This is a genomic window from Variovorax sp. EL159, from assembly GCF_900100965.1.
Lineage (GTDB): Bacteria > Pseudomonadota > Gammaproteobacteria > Burkholderiales > Burkholderiaceae_C > Variovorax.
Window position 1 is genome coordinate 52,440 of record NZ_FMUJ01000007.1, and the last position, 16,426, is coordinate 68,865.

17 protein-coding genes are annotated in these 16,426 nt (G+C 69.1%); 10 read left to right on the plus strand and 7 right to left on the minus strand.

From position 1 onward, the window contains the following. Positions 1-130: 130 nt before the first annotated feature. Both BLQ28_RS26040 and BLQ28_RS26045 read left to right on the plus strand, forming a co-directional pair. Entirely contained in the window at positions 131-625 is a 495-nt protein-coding gene (locus BLQ28_RS26040) for a nuclear transport factor 2 family protein (RefSeq protein WP_093246229.1), read from the plus strand. A gap of 61 nt (positions 626-686) precedes the next feature. Next, complete coding sequence (locus BLQ28_RS26045) at positions 687-1,001, plus strand: GNAT family N-acetyltransferase (protein WP_093246230.1); 315 nt, start codon at positions 687-689, stop codon at positions 999-1,001. On the opposite strand, the gene BLQ28_RS26050 is transcribed toward BLQ28_RS26045, so the two are convergent. Continuing rightward, entirely contained in the window at positions 991-2,181 is a 1,191-nt protein-coding gene (locus BLQ28_RS26050) for an MFS transporter (RefSeq protein WP_093246486.1), read from the minus strand. The genes BLQ28_RS26045 and BLQ28_RS26050 overlap by 11 nt on opposite strands. A gap of 153 nt (positions 2,182-2,334) precedes the next feature. Then, positions 2,335-3,117 (minus strand): UPF0149 family protein, encoded by a 783-nt coding sequence (locus tag BLQ28_RS26055; RefSeq protein ID WP_093246231.1) that lies wholly within the window; start codon positions 3,115-3,117, stop codon positions 2,335-2,337. 57 nt (positions 3,118-3,174) lie between these two features. Between BLQ28_RS26055 and BLQ28_RS26060 the strand changes: the two genes are divergently transcribed. Beyond that, positions 3,175-4,875, plus strand: a complete 1,701-nt coding sequence (locus BLQ28_RS26060) for an FMN-binding glutamate synthase family protein (RefSeq protein ID WP_093246232.1) — start codon at positions 3,175-3,177, stop codon at positions 4,873-4,875. Between the two features lie 31 nt (positions 4,876-4,906). Continuing rightward, a complete protein-coding gene (locus tag BLQ28_RS26065; RefSeq protein ID WP_093246233.1) occupies positions 4,907-5,827 on the plus strand; it encodes a BUD32 family EKC/KEOPS complex subunit in 921 nt (306 codons plus the stop codon). Between the two features lie 20 nt (positions 5,828-5,847). Here the strand turns inward: BLQ28_RS26065 and BLQ28_RS26070 are convergent, their stop codons facing one another. After that, on the minus strand, positions 5,848-6,279 hold the full coding sequence (locus BLQ28_RS26070) for a PIN domain-containing protein (protein ID WP_093246234.1): 432 nt from the start codon (positions 6,277-6,279) through the stop codon (positions 5,848-5,850). Positions 6,280-6,419: 140 nt separating this feature from the next. Here BLQ28_RS26070 and BLQ28_RS26075 point away from each other — a divergent pair, with 140 nt between their 5' ends. Then, the gene (locus tag BLQ28_RS26075) at positions 6,420-6,854 is read left to right on the plus strand and encodes a surface-adhesin E family protein (protein WP_093246487.1); all 435 of its coding nucleotides are present in this window, start codon (positions 6,420-6,422) and stop codon (positions 6,852-6,854) included. Between the two features lie 4 nt (positions 6,855-6,858). On the opposite strand, the gene BLQ28_RS26080 is transcribed toward BLQ28_RS26075, so the two are convergent. After that, positions 6,859-8,118, minus strand: coding sequence for a THUMP domain-containing class I SAM-dependent RNA methyltransferase (locus BLQ28_RS26080; protein ID WP_093246235.1), 1,260 nt, complete (start codon positions 8,116-8,118; stop codon positions 6,859-6,861). An 82-nt stretch (positions 8,119-8,200) separates the two neighbouring features. On the opposite strand from BLQ28_RS26080, the gene BLQ28_RS26085 reads away from it, so the two are divergent. The 4 genes from BLQ28_RS26085 to BLQ28_RS26100 all read left to right on the plus strand — a co-directional run bounded on the left by BLQ28_RS26085 (position 8,201) and on the right by BLQ28_RS26100 (position 11,986). Beyond that, the gene (locus BLQ28_RS26085) at positions 8,201-9,988 is read left to right on the plus strand and encodes an ATP-binding response regulator (RefSeq protein ID WP_093246236.1); all 1,788 of its coding nucleotides are present in this window, start codon (positions 8,201-8,203) and stop codon (positions 9,986-9,988) included. A gap of 107 nt (positions 9,989-10,095) precedes the next feature. Next, on the plus strand, positions 10,096-10,701 hold the full coding sequence (locus BLQ28_RS26090; RefSeq protein WP_093246237.1) for a cytochrome b: 606 nt from the start codon (positions 10,096-10,098) through the stop codon (positions 10,699-10,701). After that, complete coding sequence (locus BLQ28_RS26095) at positions 10,698-11,285, plus strand: YceI family protein (protein WP_093246238.1); 588 nt, start codon at positions 10,698-10,700, stop codon at positions 11,283-11,285. Before BLQ28_RS26090 ends, BLQ28_RS26095 begins: the two co-directional genes overlap by 4 nt. Positions 11,286-11,353: 68 nt before the next feature. After that, positions 11,354-11,986 (plus strand): YceI family protein, encoded by a 633-nt coding sequence (locus BLQ28_RS26100; protein WP_093246488.1) that lies wholly within the window; start codon positions 11,354-11,356, stop codon positions 11,984-11,986. Between the two features lie 30 nt (positions 11,987-12,016). On the opposite strand, the gene BLQ28_RS26105 is transcribed toward BLQ28_RS26100, so the two are convergent. Beyond that, positions 12,017-12,268 (minus strand): hypothetical protein, encoded by a 252-nt coding sequence (locus BLQ28_RS26105; RefSeq protein WP_143012579.1) that lies wholly within the window; start codon positions 12,266-12,268, stop codon positions 12,017-12,019. 143 nt (positions 12,269-12,411) lie between these two features. Between BLQ28_RS26105 and BLQ28_RS26110 the strand changes: the two genes are divergently transcribed. Then, positions 12,412-13,056: a LysE family translocator gene (locus BLQ28_RS26110; protein WP_093246240.1), complete on the plus strand. Its 645-nt coding sequence runs from the start codon at positions 12,412-12,414 to the stop codon at positions 13,054-13,056. A 30-nt stretch (positions 13,057-13,086) separates the two neighbouring features. On the opposite strand, the gene BLQ28_RS26115 is transcribed toward BLQ28_RS26110, so the two are convergent. Both BLQ28_RS26115 and rpoN read right to left on the minus strand, forming a co-directional pair. Beyond that, positions 13,087-14,688: a phospholipase D family protein gene (locus BLQ28_RS26115; protein WP_093246241.1), complete on the minus strand. Its 1,602-nt coding sequence runs from the start codon at positions 14,686-14,688 to the stop codon at positions 13,087-13,089. 10 nt (positions 14,689-14,698) lie between these two features. Further along, positions 14,699-16,297 (minus strand): RNA polymerase factor sigma-54, encoded by a 1,599-nt coding sequence (rpoN, locus tag BLQ28_RS26120; RefSeq protein ID WP_093246242.1) that lies wholly within the window; start codon positions 16,295-16,297, stop codon positions 14,699-14,701. Between the last annotated feature and the right edge of the window lie 129 nt (positions 16,298-16,426).

Genomic DNA, 16,426 nt, shown 5'->3' on the forward strand with positions numbered 1-16,426 from the left:
CGGCGCGCGCCTTGCCGGGGCCCGGGCGTTCATGAAACCGCCGACGGGCCGTTCGTTGCATCCACGCGATCTATGATTTCCTCGCGCGCCATCCTCCGGTGACGCGACCCGCCCCCAACCCAAAGGCCCCATGACCGCAGCCACCAATGCCCAAACCATCGAGCGCTTCTACAGCGCGTTCGAGAAACTCGACGCCGCCACCATGGCCGCCTGCTATGCGCCCGACGCGGAGTTCGACGACGAGGCGTTTTCGCTGCGTGGCCGCCGCGAGGTCGGCGGCATGTGGCGCATGCTGGCCCTGGCCACGCGCGCCAAGGGGGCCGACGTGTGGCGCCTGAAATGGCGCGACGTGCAGGCCGACGAGACCACGGGCAGCGCCCACTGGGATGCGCACTACCGCTTCAGCGCCACCGGCCGGCTGGTCGACAACAGCATCGACGCGCGCTTCACCTTCACGCCCGAGGGACTGATCGCCACGCACCGCGACAGCTTTCCGTTCTGGACATGGTCGCGCCAGGCCCTGGGCATGCCGGGCCTGCTGCTCGGCTGGACACCGATGCTGCGCAAGAAGGTGCGCGCCACCGCCGCCACCAATCTCGCCGCCTTCCTGGCACGCCAACCCTGAGCGCCACGCCGGGCCACCCCCAACCAGCTCGCACCGCAGTGCGGCGCACGGAGATTTTTGAATGAGCACCACCGACCTCGCCTTCACCAACAACGAAGCCCTGCACCGCTACGAGGCCGCGCTCGACGGCAAGCTCGCGGCCTATGCCGAGTACAACCTGCTGACCGACGCGATCATGTTCACCCACACCGAAGTGCTGCCCGAGCACGAAGGCAAGGGCGTGGGTTCGGGCATTGCGCGGCACGTGCTCGACGAGGCGCGCGCGAAGGGGCTGCATGTGATTCCGGTGTGCCAGTTCATCGCGGGCTACATCCGCAAGCACCGCGAATACGCCGACCTCGTGCGACCGGACATTCAACGCGCCTTCAAGATCTGAGCGGGCCGGCCTTCGGCGCGGGCAGCCACGCGAAGGCCACGATGCCCAGCACCAGCAGCGCGGCAATGGTCGCCAGCACGGCCGTCAGCGGGTCGGCGCCATGCGCCGAGGCCACCGAGGCGGCCACGCCCGTTCCCCACTGCATGAACGCCACGCCGAGGAACATCGCCATCGTGAAGACGGCCATTGCGCGCCCCGTCAGCGCGGCCGGGTAGGCGCCGCGCACGTCGGCGTACTGCCAGACGATGAAGCCCGAGAGCACGCCGATCAGCACCATGCCGCCGACGTCGAGCCACGCCGAATGCAGGAAAGCGATGAGCGCGAACAGCACCGCGTAGACCAACCCGCAGGCCACGATCCAGCGACGGCGCGCGGCGGCACCGTCGCGGTCGAGCTTGCCGAACAGGGGCGCGCCGAACAGCGAGATCACCGACACCACCAGCGCCACGTTGCCGCTCTGCACCAGCGAATAGCCGTGGCGCTGCATCATGAGCGGCCCCAGCCAGAGCCCGCGCAACGAGATGAAGGCCGCATAGGTCACCGCGCCGAGCACGATGATGCCGAGCGTGTGCGGCATCGCGAACAGCGCGCCGAACTGGCGGATCGCCTCGGGGATCGACTCCTTCACCTGCGGCACAGCCGATGCGGGTTCGTGCACCCAGCGCCAGATCGCGAGCCAGGCCAGCGCGGCGGCCACGGCCAGCACCAGGAAGCCCGCGCGCCATGAATAGGCCTGCACCAGCCACGCCAGCGGCGTGCCCGTGGCCAGCATGCCCAGGCCGCCGATGGCCAGCACCATGCCCGAGACGGTGGCGAAGCGCGCCGCCGGAAAGTGCCGCGCGATGAACACGGTGCACACGAGGAACGCCGGCGCGCAGCCGACGCCGATCAGCGCCTGCCCCGCCACCAGCACGAGGTAGCTGGACGACACGGCCGACAGCAGTGCGCCCGCGATGGCGATGGGAAAGGCCACCAGCACCGTGCGCCGCACGCCGTGCAGGTCGATGCCGATGCCCATGAAGAGCTGCATGGCGCCGAACGCGAAATGAAAAGCCCCCGAGAAGATCCCGAGGGCCTGGGCTGACAGCTTGAAGTCGGCCTGCAGCGGGCTCGCCATGATGGCGCCGACCGTGCGGAAAGCCTGGCTCAACGCAACCCCGGCGCACAGCGCCAGCACCATGACCCAGGCCGCGCGAGGCGTCAGGGGTTCTGCGGCAAGGCGCTGCGCCGGGATGGAGCTCATTTCAGGAATGCAGCGGAACCGAGGCCTTCCCCCTTGCAAGGGGGAAGGCACGCACGGCACGGCGTGCGCAAAGCCTGGGGGCGAGCCCGGTCACTCGCCGTGGCACTTCTTGTACTTCTTGCCGCTGCCGCAGGGGCACGGATCGTTGCGGCCAGGCGTGGCTTCCTTGCGGATCGTCTCGACCTTCGGCCCGAGGCTCTTCCAGAGCTGGCGCAGGTCGTACACCGCCCAGATGGCGGCGCCGAAGTCGTCGAGCCGCTGCTGGCTCACGCTGGGTGGGCCATCGTCGCTGTACATCGAGACGGTGGGCTTGGCGGTGTCGTCCTCGGTCAGGGCCACGATGTTGTCGAGCGCGTCGTCGAGCATCTGGGCGGCTTCCTTGTCGCGCGGCGCGGCCCACTCCTCGGGCCAGTTCTCGACCGCGTACATGAAGCCCAGCGCCCAGACCTGCGCGAACGAAGGGATCTCTTCGCCGGCCACTTCGGCACGTTCTTCCTCGGGCAGCGAGGCGATGGCGCCGCGGGTGTCGAGCACCTCGGGCTGCCAGCTGCGTTCGTCGTCCAGCGTCTCGACGGGGGCGTCCAGGCCCTCTTCGATCTCGCGCCAGCGGCGCTTCCAGTTCCAGACGAACTCCATCTGCTGCGCGGGCGAAAAGCTGTCGCCCAGCAGCACCGGCCAGTATTCGGCGGGCGGAATCGGCCGGCGGGTGCAGATCAGCGCGGCCATGAAGCCTTCGCAGAACTCCCACTGGGGAATTTCCTCGTCGTGCTCGCGCATGGCGTCGAGTGCATGGTCGAGGGCGTCGAAATCGTCGGGGCCGAGGGGTTCCTGGGCGGGCGAAGGGGTCTGGGGGGTATCGGGGGAGGTCGTCATGGCAAGTTCCGGGCAGCCCTCTATGATGCAGCAGGCTCTGGCAGTCATCTCATTTCTATGCCCACGATTATTCCGTTTCCAACGCGTTACAGCGCCTTTGCCCTGTGCGTGGTCGGCCTGGTCGCCTGCCTCGCCTTTGTTCTGGTGTCGCCGCACCTCTGGCTGGCTTGGATCGGCGTGGTCGTTTTCGCGGTGCTCAGCGGCACCGGCGTGCACGACCTGCGCCAGACCCGACATGCCATCCTGCGCAATTACCCGGTGATCGGCCATATCCGCTTTCTGCTGGAGTACATCCGCCCCGAGATGCGGCAGTACTTCATCGAGAGCGACTCCGAGGCCGCGCCCTTCTCGCGCGCGCAGCGCTCGCTGGTCTACCAGCGCGCCAAGGGCGACCCCGACAACCGGCCCTTCGGCACGCAGCTCAACGTGACCATCGCGGGCTACGAGTGGATCAACCACTCGATGCAGCCGACCAAGCTCGAGAACCACGATTTCCGCATCGTGATCGGCGGCACGCCGCAGCCGGCCGATGCCAACCCGGCACAGGTCTGCACGCAGCCGTACAGCGCCAGCGTGTTCAACATCTCGGCCATGAGCTTCGGTGCGCTGTCGGCCAACGCGATCCTGGCGCTCAACCAGGGCGCCAAGATGGGCGGCTTTGCGCACGACACCGGCGAAGGCTCGATCTCGCAGCACCACCGGGTGCACGGCGGCGACCTGATCTGGGAAATCGGCTCGGGCTACTTCGGCTGCCGCAACGACGACGGCACGTTCAGCGAAGAACGCTTCACCGCCAACGCGCGCGACCCGCAGGTGAAGATGATCGAGATCAAGCTGAGCCAGGGCGCCAAGCCCGGCCACGGCGGCGTGCTGCCGGCGCCGAAGGTCACGCCCGAGATCGCCGCCGCGCGCGGCGTGCCGGTGGGCGTGGACTGCATCTCGCCCTCGTCGCACAGCGCGTTCTCCAACCCGACCGAGATGATGCATTTCGTCGCCAGGCTGCGCGAGCTGTCGGGCGGCAAGCCGACGGGCTTCAAGTTCTGCCTGGGCCATCCGTGGGAATGGTTCGGCATCGTCAAGGCGATGCAGGCCACCGGCATCACGCCCGACTTCATCGTGGTCGATGGCGCCGAGGGCGGCACGGGCGCGGCGCCGGTCGAGTTCAGCGACCACGTGGGCGCGCCGCTGCAGGAAGGCCTGCTGCTGGTGCACAACACGCTGGTCGGCGTCAATTTGCGGCACCGCATCAAGATCGGCTGCGCCGCCAAGGTGATCACCGCCTTCGACGTGGCCCGCATGATGGCGCTGGGTGCCGACTGGTGCAACGCGGCGCGCGGTTTCATGATGGCGCTGGGCTGCATCCAGGCACAGAGCTGCCATACCGGCCACTGCCCCACCGGCGTGACCACGCAGGACCCCGTGCGCCAGCAGGCGCTGGTGGTGCCGACCAAGGCCGACCGCGTGCGCAACTTCCACCGCAGCACACTGCATGCGCTGCAGGAGCTGGTGCAGGCCGCCGGCCTCGACCATCCGCAGCAGATCACCGCGCACCACATCGTGCGCCGCATCTCCGACACCGAAGTGCGCCTGTTGAGCAACCTGGTGATGCAGGTGCAGCCGGGCGCCCTGCTCGGCGCGCTCGATGAGCAGCACAATGTTTTCAGAACCTACTGGCCTCTGGCCAGCGCAGAGAGCTTCCAGCCCGTGACGAAGGGCCCGCAAGGGTTGATGGCAACGGGCCTCGCCATGGCCGCATGAACGCGGCGCGAAGCGCGAACGTATTGACCTGATGAATCCACTGAGACGAGGCGCCCCGACGCGCCTGCAGGCGCGCAAGGGCGCAGCTTCGGCGCCCGTGCCCCTTGATGCCCTGCCGAATCCGCCGGCGCCCGGCGACTACGCGGAATTCCTGCGCGCCACCCTGCCGCGCCAGGAGAAGAACGTGGCCAGCCACCGCTTCGGCAGCGAGCGCGTGTGGCTCAAGAAGGCCGGCCCGCGCCACGGCAAGTGGGGCTACCGCGTGATGGCGGCGGTCGCGCGGATGGCGCGGCTGGACATCATCAAGCCCGTGCCCAACCCGGGCGGCGAAGCGGCCATTGCCACCGAGGCGCGGCGCCTGAAGCAACTGGCGGCCGCCGGCCTGCGCGTGCCCACGGTGCTGGCGCAGCAGGCGGACGGCCTGCTGATCTCCGACCTCGGCGAAAGCGGCCGTGCCACCGTCGTGCTGCAGGAGCGGCTCGACCAGGCCGCCGCCGCCGGCCCCGCCGCCCTGCTCGCGGTGTGGCGCGAAGGCCTCGTGGCCATCGCGGCCGTGCATGTGCGCGGCCAGCACCTGAGCCAGGCCTTCGACCGCAACCTCGTGCAATGCCCCGATGGCGTGATCGGCTACATCGACTTCGAGGACGACCCCGCCGAGGTCATGACGCTGGCCGAGTGCCAGGCGCGCGACTGGCTCAGCTACCTGCATTCGACGGCCATGATGCTGGAAGCCGCCGCCCCGCAAGCCGCGGGGCAGCACTGGCACGCGGCGCTGGCGGGCGTGAACGAAGAGGTGCGCGAGCGCATCGCCAACGCGGCGCGGCGCATGAAGTGGGCGCAGAAGCTGCCGGCCAGCCGGCGCTGGGGACGCGACACGCAGCGCGTGCGGGCGGTGGCGCGGCTGCTGGGGCGGTGGCACGGCGTGCCGCCCACCCACACGCCTGCCAGTTAGCTAGTTAGCCGGTCAGTCCGTCAGGGCGCGAAGGCGTCCTGCACCGCCACGCCGCGCAGCGCCAGCCGCTTCTTCATCGACAGCACCGCCCGATCCTTGCTCAGCAGGAGCGCGCCGTGCGCCACGGCCAGGTCGATGAAGACCTGGTCATCGGGGTCGCTGCAGACGCAGGGCGCGCGCGGCGGCGTGCCGGCCAGCATCTGCACGCGCGCATCGAAGTCGGCCAGCACGGCGGGCACTTCGAGCCCCCGCTGCGCCATGCGCCGGGCGATGAGCGGGTAGCCGAGCACGCGCGCAAGCTCGGTGCGCATCGCGTCGGTCACGATCCAGCGCAGCGCGCCTGCCGCGAGCCTTTCGGTCAGCGGCTCCCATGACGGGTCTTCGAAGACCAGCAGGTCGAGCGCGATGTTGGTGTCGATGACGACGGGGTCGGGTGCGGCGGTGGAAGTCATGGGTGCGTGCGGACTATCGCCGATGTTGCACCATGCGGGGCCGGCGTCAGCCCCGAGTGGGTTCGACGCCCCACAATGCGCGCGGCGCCGTTCGCGCATTGCGCACCGTGCTGCTCCTTCCAACACGCCCTTCTTCTTTCATGAAACGACTTCCGCTGCTTTGCCTTGTCCTGCTCGCCGGCGCGGGTGTCCGAGCGGAATGGCTGACGCTGAACGGCTCGCCGGGCGACGCTGGCAACAGCTATGTGCAGGTCGATCCGACCAGCGTCGAGGTCGACGGCTCGCACCGCAACGTGACGCTGCGCATGAGCCTTGCGGAAGACCGCACCAGCAAGGACGGCGTGCGGTTCCGCTCCTTCGTGGCCCGCGCGAACGTCGATTGCGAAGCCCGCAGCGCACGCTACGTGAGCGCCACCTACTTCGGCCACCCGAACTTCGTCGGCGAGCCTGTTGCGGTGAAGACCTTCGAGGAAGACGACGTGCGCCCGATGACGTTCGCGGGCGCACCGGGCGAGCTGGCCACCCGCACGGTCAATGCGGCGTGCAGCGTCGGCGGCCGCACCACCGCGCAGTGACTGCTCAGGCCTGCCCGGCCGCGTTGTCCTGCGGCGCGCGGTTGGAGCCCCGCACCAGCTCGAAGCGGAACAGGCGGCATTCGATGGGCCCGTTCCACATCGGCACGCGGCGCGATTCCTTCAGCCGCATGTGCTTGGGCAGCTTCAGGTCGGGCGTGAGCACCCAGGCGGTCCAGCCGGCGTAGTTCTTCTTCCAGTGCGTGGCGAGCTGCGGGAAGAAGTCGCCGCCGTCGCCCTCCGGCGCGTCGCCGGAAGTCTGGGCGGCTTCGCGGGCGCCGAAACGGGCCACCCCACCGACCTCGATCCGCTCGCCGTACGGCGGGTTGAGCATGATCACGCCGCCTTCGGCCGGCGGCATGCGCTGCAATGCGTCGCCACCGCGGAATTCGATGGCCTCGGCCACGCCGGCACGCTCGGCGTTGCGCTCGGAAAAGTCGACCATGCGGTGCGACACGTCCGATCCGAAGATGGCGACGTCGCCCGTGGTCACCTGTGATTCGGCTTCTTTCCTGATGGCGGACCAGACATGCGCCTGGAACGGCAGCAGCTTCTCGAAGCCGAACTGCCGCAGCGAGCCGGCCGCGATGCCGCGCGCGATCTGTGCCGCCTCGATGGCGATGGTGCCGCTGCCGCAGCAGGGGTCGTACAGCGGCTGCGCGGCCACGGCGCCGGTCTCGGGGTTCCACCAGCCGCTGGCGGCCAGCATGGCGGCGGCCAGGGTTTCCTTCAGCGGGGCATCGCCCTTGTCCTGGCGCCAGCCGCGCTTGAACAGCGGCTCGCCCGAGGTGTCGATGTAGAGCGTGCAGCTGTCGGTGGTCAGGTGGGCGAACACGCGGCAATCGGGCCACTGGGTCTCGATGCTGGGGCGCACGCCGTGGGCCTTGGCGCGAAAGCGGTCGGCAATGGCGTCCTTGATGCGCAGGGTGGCGAAATTCAGGCTCCGCAGCGGGCTGTGCTGGGCGGTGGTCTCGATCTTGAAGGTCTGCTTCGGGGTGAACCAGATCTCCCAGGCCACGCCGCTGGCGATGGCGTAGAGGTCGTTCTCGTTGCGGTAGGGCGCATGGGCCAGCTCGACCAGCACGCGCTGCGCCAGGCGGCTGTGCAGGTTGAGCTTGAGGGCGTCGCGCCAGTCGGCGCGCACCCGCACGCCGCCGCGCAAGGTGAGCAGGTCTTGCCCGACGCGGCCGGTCAGGGCGTGCACCTCTTGAGCGAGGAATTCCTCGACGCCGGCGGCGCAAGGCAGGAAAAAGGAAAGATCGTTCACGGAAAGTTGACCATCGGGAAGCCCGACTAGGGGTCTCCATTGTCGCCGCGTCACGGCGCTTCTCTATATAGTCGATTCGCCCATGAATCCCACCCCCGCGCCCATGGTTGCCCCGGCTGCTTCCGGCAGCGATGGCTTTGCGATCCAGTGCGAGGTGCTGCGGCTGTCCGTGCGGCCCATCGGGCCGGTGCTGCTGGTGCAGTACCTGCTCAACTGCAGCGTGGCGGCGCTCTTTGCCTGGCAGTACTCGCTGGCCTATGCACTGGTGTGGATCGCGCTGATCACCATGGTGACGGTGCTGCGGGGGTTCTTTCCGCAGCGGCTGCCCGACCCTTTCACACCTGAAAACCTGCGCGCGGCGCAGCGCACCCACACGCTGCGCACCGGCATCTGGGAGCTGGCGCACGGGCTGGCGGGTGTGCTGCTGTTCAACCCCGAGCGCGCCGACCAGCAGTTGCTGCTCGGCCTGATCCTGATGGGCATGACGCTGTCGTCGGCGTTCTCGGTGTCTTTCTACACGCCGGCCACGCAGCTGGCGATCACGCTGCTGCTGGCGCCGGTGATCGTCACCGGGCTCTGGATGGGCGCGCCGACCATGATGGCGGTCGCGGTGATCGGCATCGGCCTCACCGCGATGATGTGGAAGCTGGTGGCCGAACGCTCGCGTCAGCTCGAGGAAAACATCGGCCTGCGGCTCAACGAGCGCACGCTGCGCGAGCAGGCGCTGGCCGGCCTGCGCGCCTCGGAGCAGGCGCAGGCCGAGCGGCTGCGCTTCTTCTCCGCCGCCAACCACGACCTGCGCCAGCCGGTCATGGCCATCGGCCTGCAGGCCGAGGTGCTGCGCCAGCAGTTGGACAACGGCGCGGACATGCCGGCCGTGCAGTACACGGTCGCCTCGCTCGCGCGGGCGCAGCAGGCGCTGGAAGGCCTGACCAACCAGCTGCTCGAAATCGGCCGCATCGAGGCCGCCGTCGATCCGCTGCGGCCGGTGGCGGTGGCGCTGGCGCCGCTGCTGCACGAACTGGCGCGCCAGGCCGGCGACGGTCGGGTGGTGGTGCGCTGCCCGGCGGACGCCGTCGTCTGGAGCGACGCGGTGTCGCTGCGCCGCGTGCTCGCCAACCTGGTCGACAACGCCGTCAAGTTCACGCCGCGCGGCCGCGTGCTGCTGGCGGTGCGGGCGCGCCGGCGCGGCGGCCAGCGGGCCTGGCGCATCGAGGTGCGCGACAGCGGCATCGGCATCGCGGCGGATGCGCAGCAGCGGGTGTTCAACGACTTCGAGCAGATCGGCAATGTCGAGCGCAACCTGCAGCACGGCCACGGGCTGGGCCTGGCGATCGTGCGGCGGCTGGCGGCGCAACTGGGCATCGAGGTCGGGTTGCGCTCAGCGCCGGGACGCGGCTCGGTCTTCAGCTTCGAGCTGCCGGCGGCGGCGGACGATGCGGTGGTGCCCGCGCGGCCCGCCGCCCTGCCGCACGCTGACGCCGACGCGCCCCCCGCGCTGCGCCCTGGTCTCGCCGTGCTGGTGGTGGAAGACAACGCGGTGGTGGCCGACAGCCTGTCGGCGCTGCTGCGCCAGTGGGAGGTGGTGCCGCGCGTCTACACCAGCGCCGCCGAGGCGCTGGCACTGGCCGACCTGCACGCGCTCGATGCGGCGCTGTGCGACATCCGGCTGCCGGGCGTGCTCGACGGCATCGCGCTGGCCGAGAAGCTGCAGCGGCAAAAGCCCTCGCTGACCATCGCGCTGATTTCGGCCGACATCAACGAATCGACCCTGCGCCTGGCCACCGAGCGCGGCTGGCACGCGCTGCGCAAGCCGGTACAGCCGGACGAGTTGCGTGGCGTGCTGCTGAAGGCCCAGCTGCGGGGCTGACCGGGCACGAACGGCCGCATGCCCAAGACGCGGCGATGGCGCAGCCGTGCGATGGCGTCGAAACTTCCGGGATATGCTCCGCGCACAGGCCGCCCGCCCTGCCCCCGATGTCCGTCGACACACCCGCCCCACTCCCCGCCGCCGATGCGCCCGGCCAACGCTATGGCATGGTCGCGATCGTGCTGCACTGGCTGCTGGCGGCCATGATCGTGGGCTCGCTCGGCGTGGGGATCTACATGACGGACCTGCCGTTTTCGCCACTCAGGCTGAAGCTCTACAGCTGGCACAAATGGGCCGGCATCGCCATCCTGCTGCTGTCGGCGCTGCGGCTGCTGTGGCGGCTGGGCCATCGGCCGCCGGCCTTGCCCGCGCCCGTGGCGGCGGCCATGCCGGGCTGGCAGGTTGCGGGCCACCGGGCCAGCCATGTGCTGATGTACCTGCTGTTCTTCGCGGTGCCGCTGCTCGGCTGGGCCTACACCTCGGCGCTCGGCGTGCCGGTCGTGTGGTTCGGCGTGCTGCCGTTGCCCGACTTCGTGCCGCTCGACAAGGATTTCGCCGAGGCCGTGCTCAAGCCGCTGCACAAAGGCAGCGCGTTCACGCTGGCCGGCATCACGCTGCTGCACGTGGCCGCGGCCCTCAAGCACCACTGGATCGACCGCGACGGTCTGTTGAAACGCATGTGGCCCGCGCCACGCAAGGAATCCGCCGGATGAAGCGCCTCTTCCATCTCCCGCCCTTCGTGGCGCTCGCATTCGCATGTGCCGCGGCCACGCCCGCCGGCGCCGAACCCGCGGCCACGCGGCTGGTGACCGACAAAAGCCAGATCACCTTCGTCAGCAAGCAGATGGGCGTGCCGGTGGAAGGCAGCTTCAAGAAGTTCGATGCGCAGGTCGCCTTCGATCCGAAGAAGCCCGAAGGCGGCAGCGTTGCGCTGCAGATCGACACGGCCAGCGCCGGCTTCGGCGTGCCCATGAGCGATGCCGAACTGCCCAAGCAGCCGTGGTTCGATGCCGCGCACTTTCCGCAGGCGAGCTTCCAGTCGAGCGCCATCCACGCGCTGGGCGACGGCAAGTTCGAGATGACGGGCAAGCTCACCATCAAGGGCGTGGCGCGCGCCGTGACGGTGCCGGTCGGCATCGTGGCGGCCGGCGGCAACTACGCGGTGGCCACCGGAAGCTTTACGATCCAGCGGCTCGACTACAGGGTGGGCGACGGCGAATGGACCGACACCTCGGTGGTCGCCAACGAGGTGCTGGTGCGCTTCAAGTTCACGCTCGCCGGCCTGGGGCCGCTGTGAAGCGCCGCGCCGACGGGTCGCCCCCTTTCATTCAGCAGAACACTTTCATGACACTCACATCCACCGCCATGAAAAAGCTCATCCTCCTTGCCGCCGCGTTGTCGGCCACGGCCGCCACGCTGGCGACGGCACAGGAATACACCGCGCCGGCGGTGGCCGCCAAGCCCTCGGGCGGGCCGGTGAAGAACGCCAACTACGTGATCGACCCCACGCACACCTTCGTGATGTACGAGATGGGCCACTACGGCACCACCACCAACCGGGGGCGCTTCAGCACCAAGGACGGCTCGGTGCGGATCGACGACACCGGCACCAGCGGCAAGGTGGACATCACGATGGACATCAGCTCCATCAACACCGGTGTCGACCTGCTCAACCGGCACGTGCAGAGCAAGGACTTCTTCAACGTCGCGGAATTTCCGACCGGCCGCTTCGTGGCCGACCGCATCGACTTCAGCGGCGACAAGGTGGTCGACGTGCCGGGCACGCTCACCCTGATGGGCCAGACGCGGCCCGTGACGCTGAAGGCCGTGCGTTTCAACTGCTACCTGAGCCCGCTGATCAATCGCCAGGTGTGCGGCGGCGATTTCGAGACCACGGTGGAGCGCAGCGACTGGGGCATCACCTGGGGCCTGAATTTCGGCTTCGAGAACAAGGTGAAGCTGCTGGTGCAGGTGGAGGCGGTCAACGTCCAGCCGTAGGCCGGCCCGTGCGGCGCACCCGGCGGCGTCTTACCTCGCGACGCTCTTGCGGGCGTTCTGCCCCAGGCGGCCGCCCGAAGCCCTGGACGACTTCAAGCGCTGGCGAACAGCGGCGGCGGCACGCGGGAGGTTGAGCAGCGCGAGCATCCAGGCACCCGTGACGAGGGTCATCACCGCGCCGAAGATCAGTTGCTCGGAAACCGGCGCGTCGCTCCAGTAGAAAAAGCCGAGCAGAAACGACAGGACCACGGCCCAGACGGCGAGAAGTAGAAGGTTTTTCATTTTGCGCATCGCGGGGTCCGATGGAGAAAATGTAAATGAAAAGAAACCAAAGTACTACTTACAGTTTACTTTTCATGCCTCGATGAGCGTGCATTTCTGCACGTTGTTCTCGCATTTCAAAGCACTTCCAGGAGCCAGAACCCATGGACAACACCCTTTCCCTGCTAGGTATCGCCGGCGCGATGGCCGTGGGCGCGATGAGCCCCGGCCCCAGTTTCGTGATGGTGGCGCGCACGGCCGTGGCCTCGCGCGGTGACGGGCTGGCGGCGGCGCTGGGCATGGGCGCCGGCGGCCTGGTCTTCGCGATCGCCGCGCTGGCCGGCCTGCAGGCCGCGTTCCTGGCGGTGCCCGGCCTTTACCTGGCGATCAAGGGTTTCGGCGGCGCCTACCTGATCTACCTGGGCATCCGGATCTGGCGCGGGGCACGGCAACCGCTGAACGTGGCGGCAGACGCCGGCGACTCTCCGCGCCAGCACCGCCGGGGCGGACGCACCTTCCTGCTGGGCTTGGCAACGCAGGTCAGCAACCCGAAGACGGCGGTGGTGTACGCCAGCATCTTCGCGGCCTTCCTGCCGCGCGAGGTGCCGCTGGTGCTGGCGCTGTCGGTGCCCGCGGTCATCTTCTGCATCGAGACGGGCTGGTACACCATCGTCGCGCTGACGCTCTCATCGGCGGCGCCGCGCTCCGCCTACCTGCGCTACAAGGCCTGGATCGACCGGGCCGCCGGCGGCGTGATGGGCCTTTTGGGCCTGCGGCTGGTGTGGTCGGCCGTGCGCGGCGGCAACTGAAAAGAAGCCGCCCCGGTGGCGCCCGCGCGGCTACAGCAGGCTCTCGGGCGTGAGCGGCGCCAGCAGTTCGAGCATCGTGCGGTCCCAGAAGCCGGAATCGGGCTCCTCATGCAGCACGGTGGTCTTGCCGGCCTCTTCGCTGACCCACTCGATGCGCGAGCCGTCGCTGCCTTCGGCAAAGCGCAGCCGGTAGGCGCCCTGCTGCTTGAGCACGTCGATGAGCTTGAGCGTCTGCTGCGCCATCTCGGGGCTGCGGATGAACAGCCCGATCTCGGTGTTGTGCGACTCGGAGCGCGGGTCGAAATTCATCGAGCCGACGAACAGGATGCGCTGGTCGATCACCGCCGACTTGGCATGCAGCCGCCCGACCGAGGTGCCAAACAGCCCCAGCCGCACGCTGCGGCGCGTGCGCGTCGAACTCAGTTCATAAAGATCGGCGCCCAGCCGGAGCATGTCCGGCCGGTAGCGCCGGTAGGCGGTGTGGACCAGCGGCTCGTCGGTTGCGGCCAGCGAATTGGTGACGACGCTGATCTTCACGTTGCGCCCCCGGATCTCGCGCATCACCTCCAGCCCCGTGGCGCCGGGGATCAGGTAGGGCGAGACGATGGTCACCTCGGAGCGCGCGCGGCGCATCTGCTCGACCACGTTGTAGCGCACGCTGTCGACGTCCAGCAGCGGCACGCCGCCGTACGACGCGGTCTTGCCGATCACACGGTCGGGCGAATCGGCGTAGGCCTCGGCGGTGGTCCAGATCAGGCCAAGCTTGCCGGCGTCGAGGTCTTCGACCATCGGGCTGTAGCCGAGCACGTCGTTGGGCGCGGGCTTGGGCGGCGGCGGCGTGGTGCCGGGGCCGGTGGCGGCGTCGAAGCGCTTCTGCAGTTCTTCGCGCGACAGCCCGCTGGTCACCACCGACTGGATCGGCCGCACATAGACGCTGTTCCAGTACTGGTCGAAGAGCACGCCAAGGCGCGGAATCAGCGCACCGGTGACGAAGGTGTCGAGGTCGAGAAAGTTCTCGCCCGAGGTCCGCGTGAAGTACTGGTTGCCGATGTTGCGGCCACCCGCCACCGCCATCGCGCCGTCGGCGATGAACAGCTTGTTGTGCATGCGGCGGTTGACCCGCTCGAAGTCGAACAGCGAGGCGGTGAAGCGCTTGAGCAGGCTGCCGCGCCCGGCCGGGAACGGGTTGAACAGGCGCAGCTCCACATTGGGCGTGGCGGCCAGGCCGAGCAGCAGCTCGTCTTCGCCCGATGTGTAGAGATCATCCATCAGCAGGCGCACGCGCACGCCGCGCTGGGCCGCATCGCGCAGGGTGCGCAGCAGGTAGCGGCCGGTCTCGTCGTTCTCGATCTGGTAGTACTGCACGTCGAGCGAGCGCTGGGCGCGGCGCGCGAGCTGGATGCGCGTGTCGAAGGCGAAGTCGCCGCCGGGCATCAGGCGAAAGCCGCTCAGGTCGGGGTCGGGCTGCGACGCCAGCGCGATCTTGCCGAGCGCGGTGTCGGCCGAGACGGGCATGGCCTTGGTGGGCGGGCGCGGCGCCTCGTCGGGCAAGGTGGCGCAGCCAGCAAACAGGAGCACGGCCGCCATGGCGAAAACCCAGTGCCCACAACGCGACAGCAGGCGACGAGCCATCGGCGGCTTTCTACAGGGCCTTGCGCAGGTTCGCGGGCGCGATGCGCAGCGCCTCGCGGTACTTGGCCACCGTGCGCCGCGCGCATTCGATGCCCTGCTCTTTCAGCATCTCGGAGATCTGGCTGTCCGACAGCGGCTTCTTGATGCTCTCGGAGCTCACGAACTGCTTGATGAGCGCGCGCACCGCGGTGCTCGACGCATTGCCGCCGGTCTCGGTGCCGAGCGCCGAACCGAAGAAGTACTTGAGCTCGACTGTGCCGAAGGGCGTGGCCATGTACTTGGCCGTGGTCACGCGCGAGATGGTCGACTCGTGCAGGCCCAGCTCGTCGGCGATCTCGCGCAGCACCAGCGGCCGCATGGCCAGCTCGCCGTGCACGAAGTAGCTTTTTTGCCGCTCGACGATGGCGTTGCTCACGCGCAGGATGGTGTCGAAGCGCTGCTGGATGTTCTTGATGAACCAGCGCGCCTCCTGCAGCCGCTGCGACAGCGCCTGGCTGCCTTCGCCCTTGTGCGACTTCAGCGCGCCGGCGTAGATGTCGTGCACCCGCAGGCGCGGCATGACCTCGGGGTTCAGCATGACGCGGAACTTGACGTTGGTGCCGCGCCCGGTCTTGGTGACGATCACGTCGGGAATGACGATGTTGCGCTCGACGTCGACGAAGCGGCGCCCCGGCTTGGGTTCGAGCCGCGCAATGACCTGCAGCGCCGAGCGCACCAGCTCTTCGCTGCTGCGGGTGAGCGTGGCCAGGCGCTTGAAGTCGCGCCGCGCGAGCAGCTCCATCGGCTGCTTGCAGATGGCAACGGCGATCTTGTAGACCTGCGCCAGTTCTTCGTCTTCGCCCGCGTCTTCGGCGGCCAGCGCGCGCAGCTGGATGCACAGGCACTCGCCCAGGTCGCGCGCGCCCACGCCCACGGGCTCCAGGCTCTGCAGCAGGCCGAGCGCCACCTGGAAGTGGTGCACCAGGTCGTCGAACTGGTCGTTGTCGTCGCCCGCCAGGCCCGAAGCCAGGGCCGGCAGCGAGTCTTCGAGGTAGCCGTCGTCGTTGAGCGATTCGATCAGGAAGCGCAGCGCGGCGCTGTCGTTCTCGCCCAGGCGCAGGCTCAGGGCCTGGCGGTGCAGGAACGACTGCAGCGACTCCTGGCTGCGCGCGAGCTCGGTGGCGTCGGCGCGTTCGTCGTCGCCCAGGTTGTTCTGGCGCGCGGGTGCGTCGCTGCCCCACTCGCTGTCGTCCGGTGCCATGTCGACAGTGCCGTCGCCCTCCCAGTCGGGCTCGCGCTCGGCGATCTCGGCGGCGGGGCCGTCGGTGTCGGCCGTGGAGGCGGTGTCGGTGGACGCGGTCGTTGCGCTGGCGCTGGGTGCCGAGGAGAAGTCGCCTTCGCCGGCCTCGCCCGCTTCATCGCGCGGGAGCGGTGTGTCGACGGCGTCGAGCCCGAATTCCTCTCGCGCCGCTTCTTCCGCGGTGCGTTCGAGGAACGGGTTCTCGTCGAGCATCTGCTCCACCTCCTGGCTCAGTTCGAGCGTGGAGAGCTGCAGCAGCCGGATCGACTGCTGCAACTGGGGCGTGAGCGCGAGATGCTGCGAGACGCGAAGGGACAGCCCTTGCTTCATGAGGAAACGGCTCCCCCCCACGCTGCGCGCTTTGCGCCATGCCAACCCCCTGCCGGGAGCGGGCCGGCCGCTTCAGGCGGCCGTGCGCGGCACCCTCCGCGCAGGAGCTCCGCTCGGATGACGGCCACG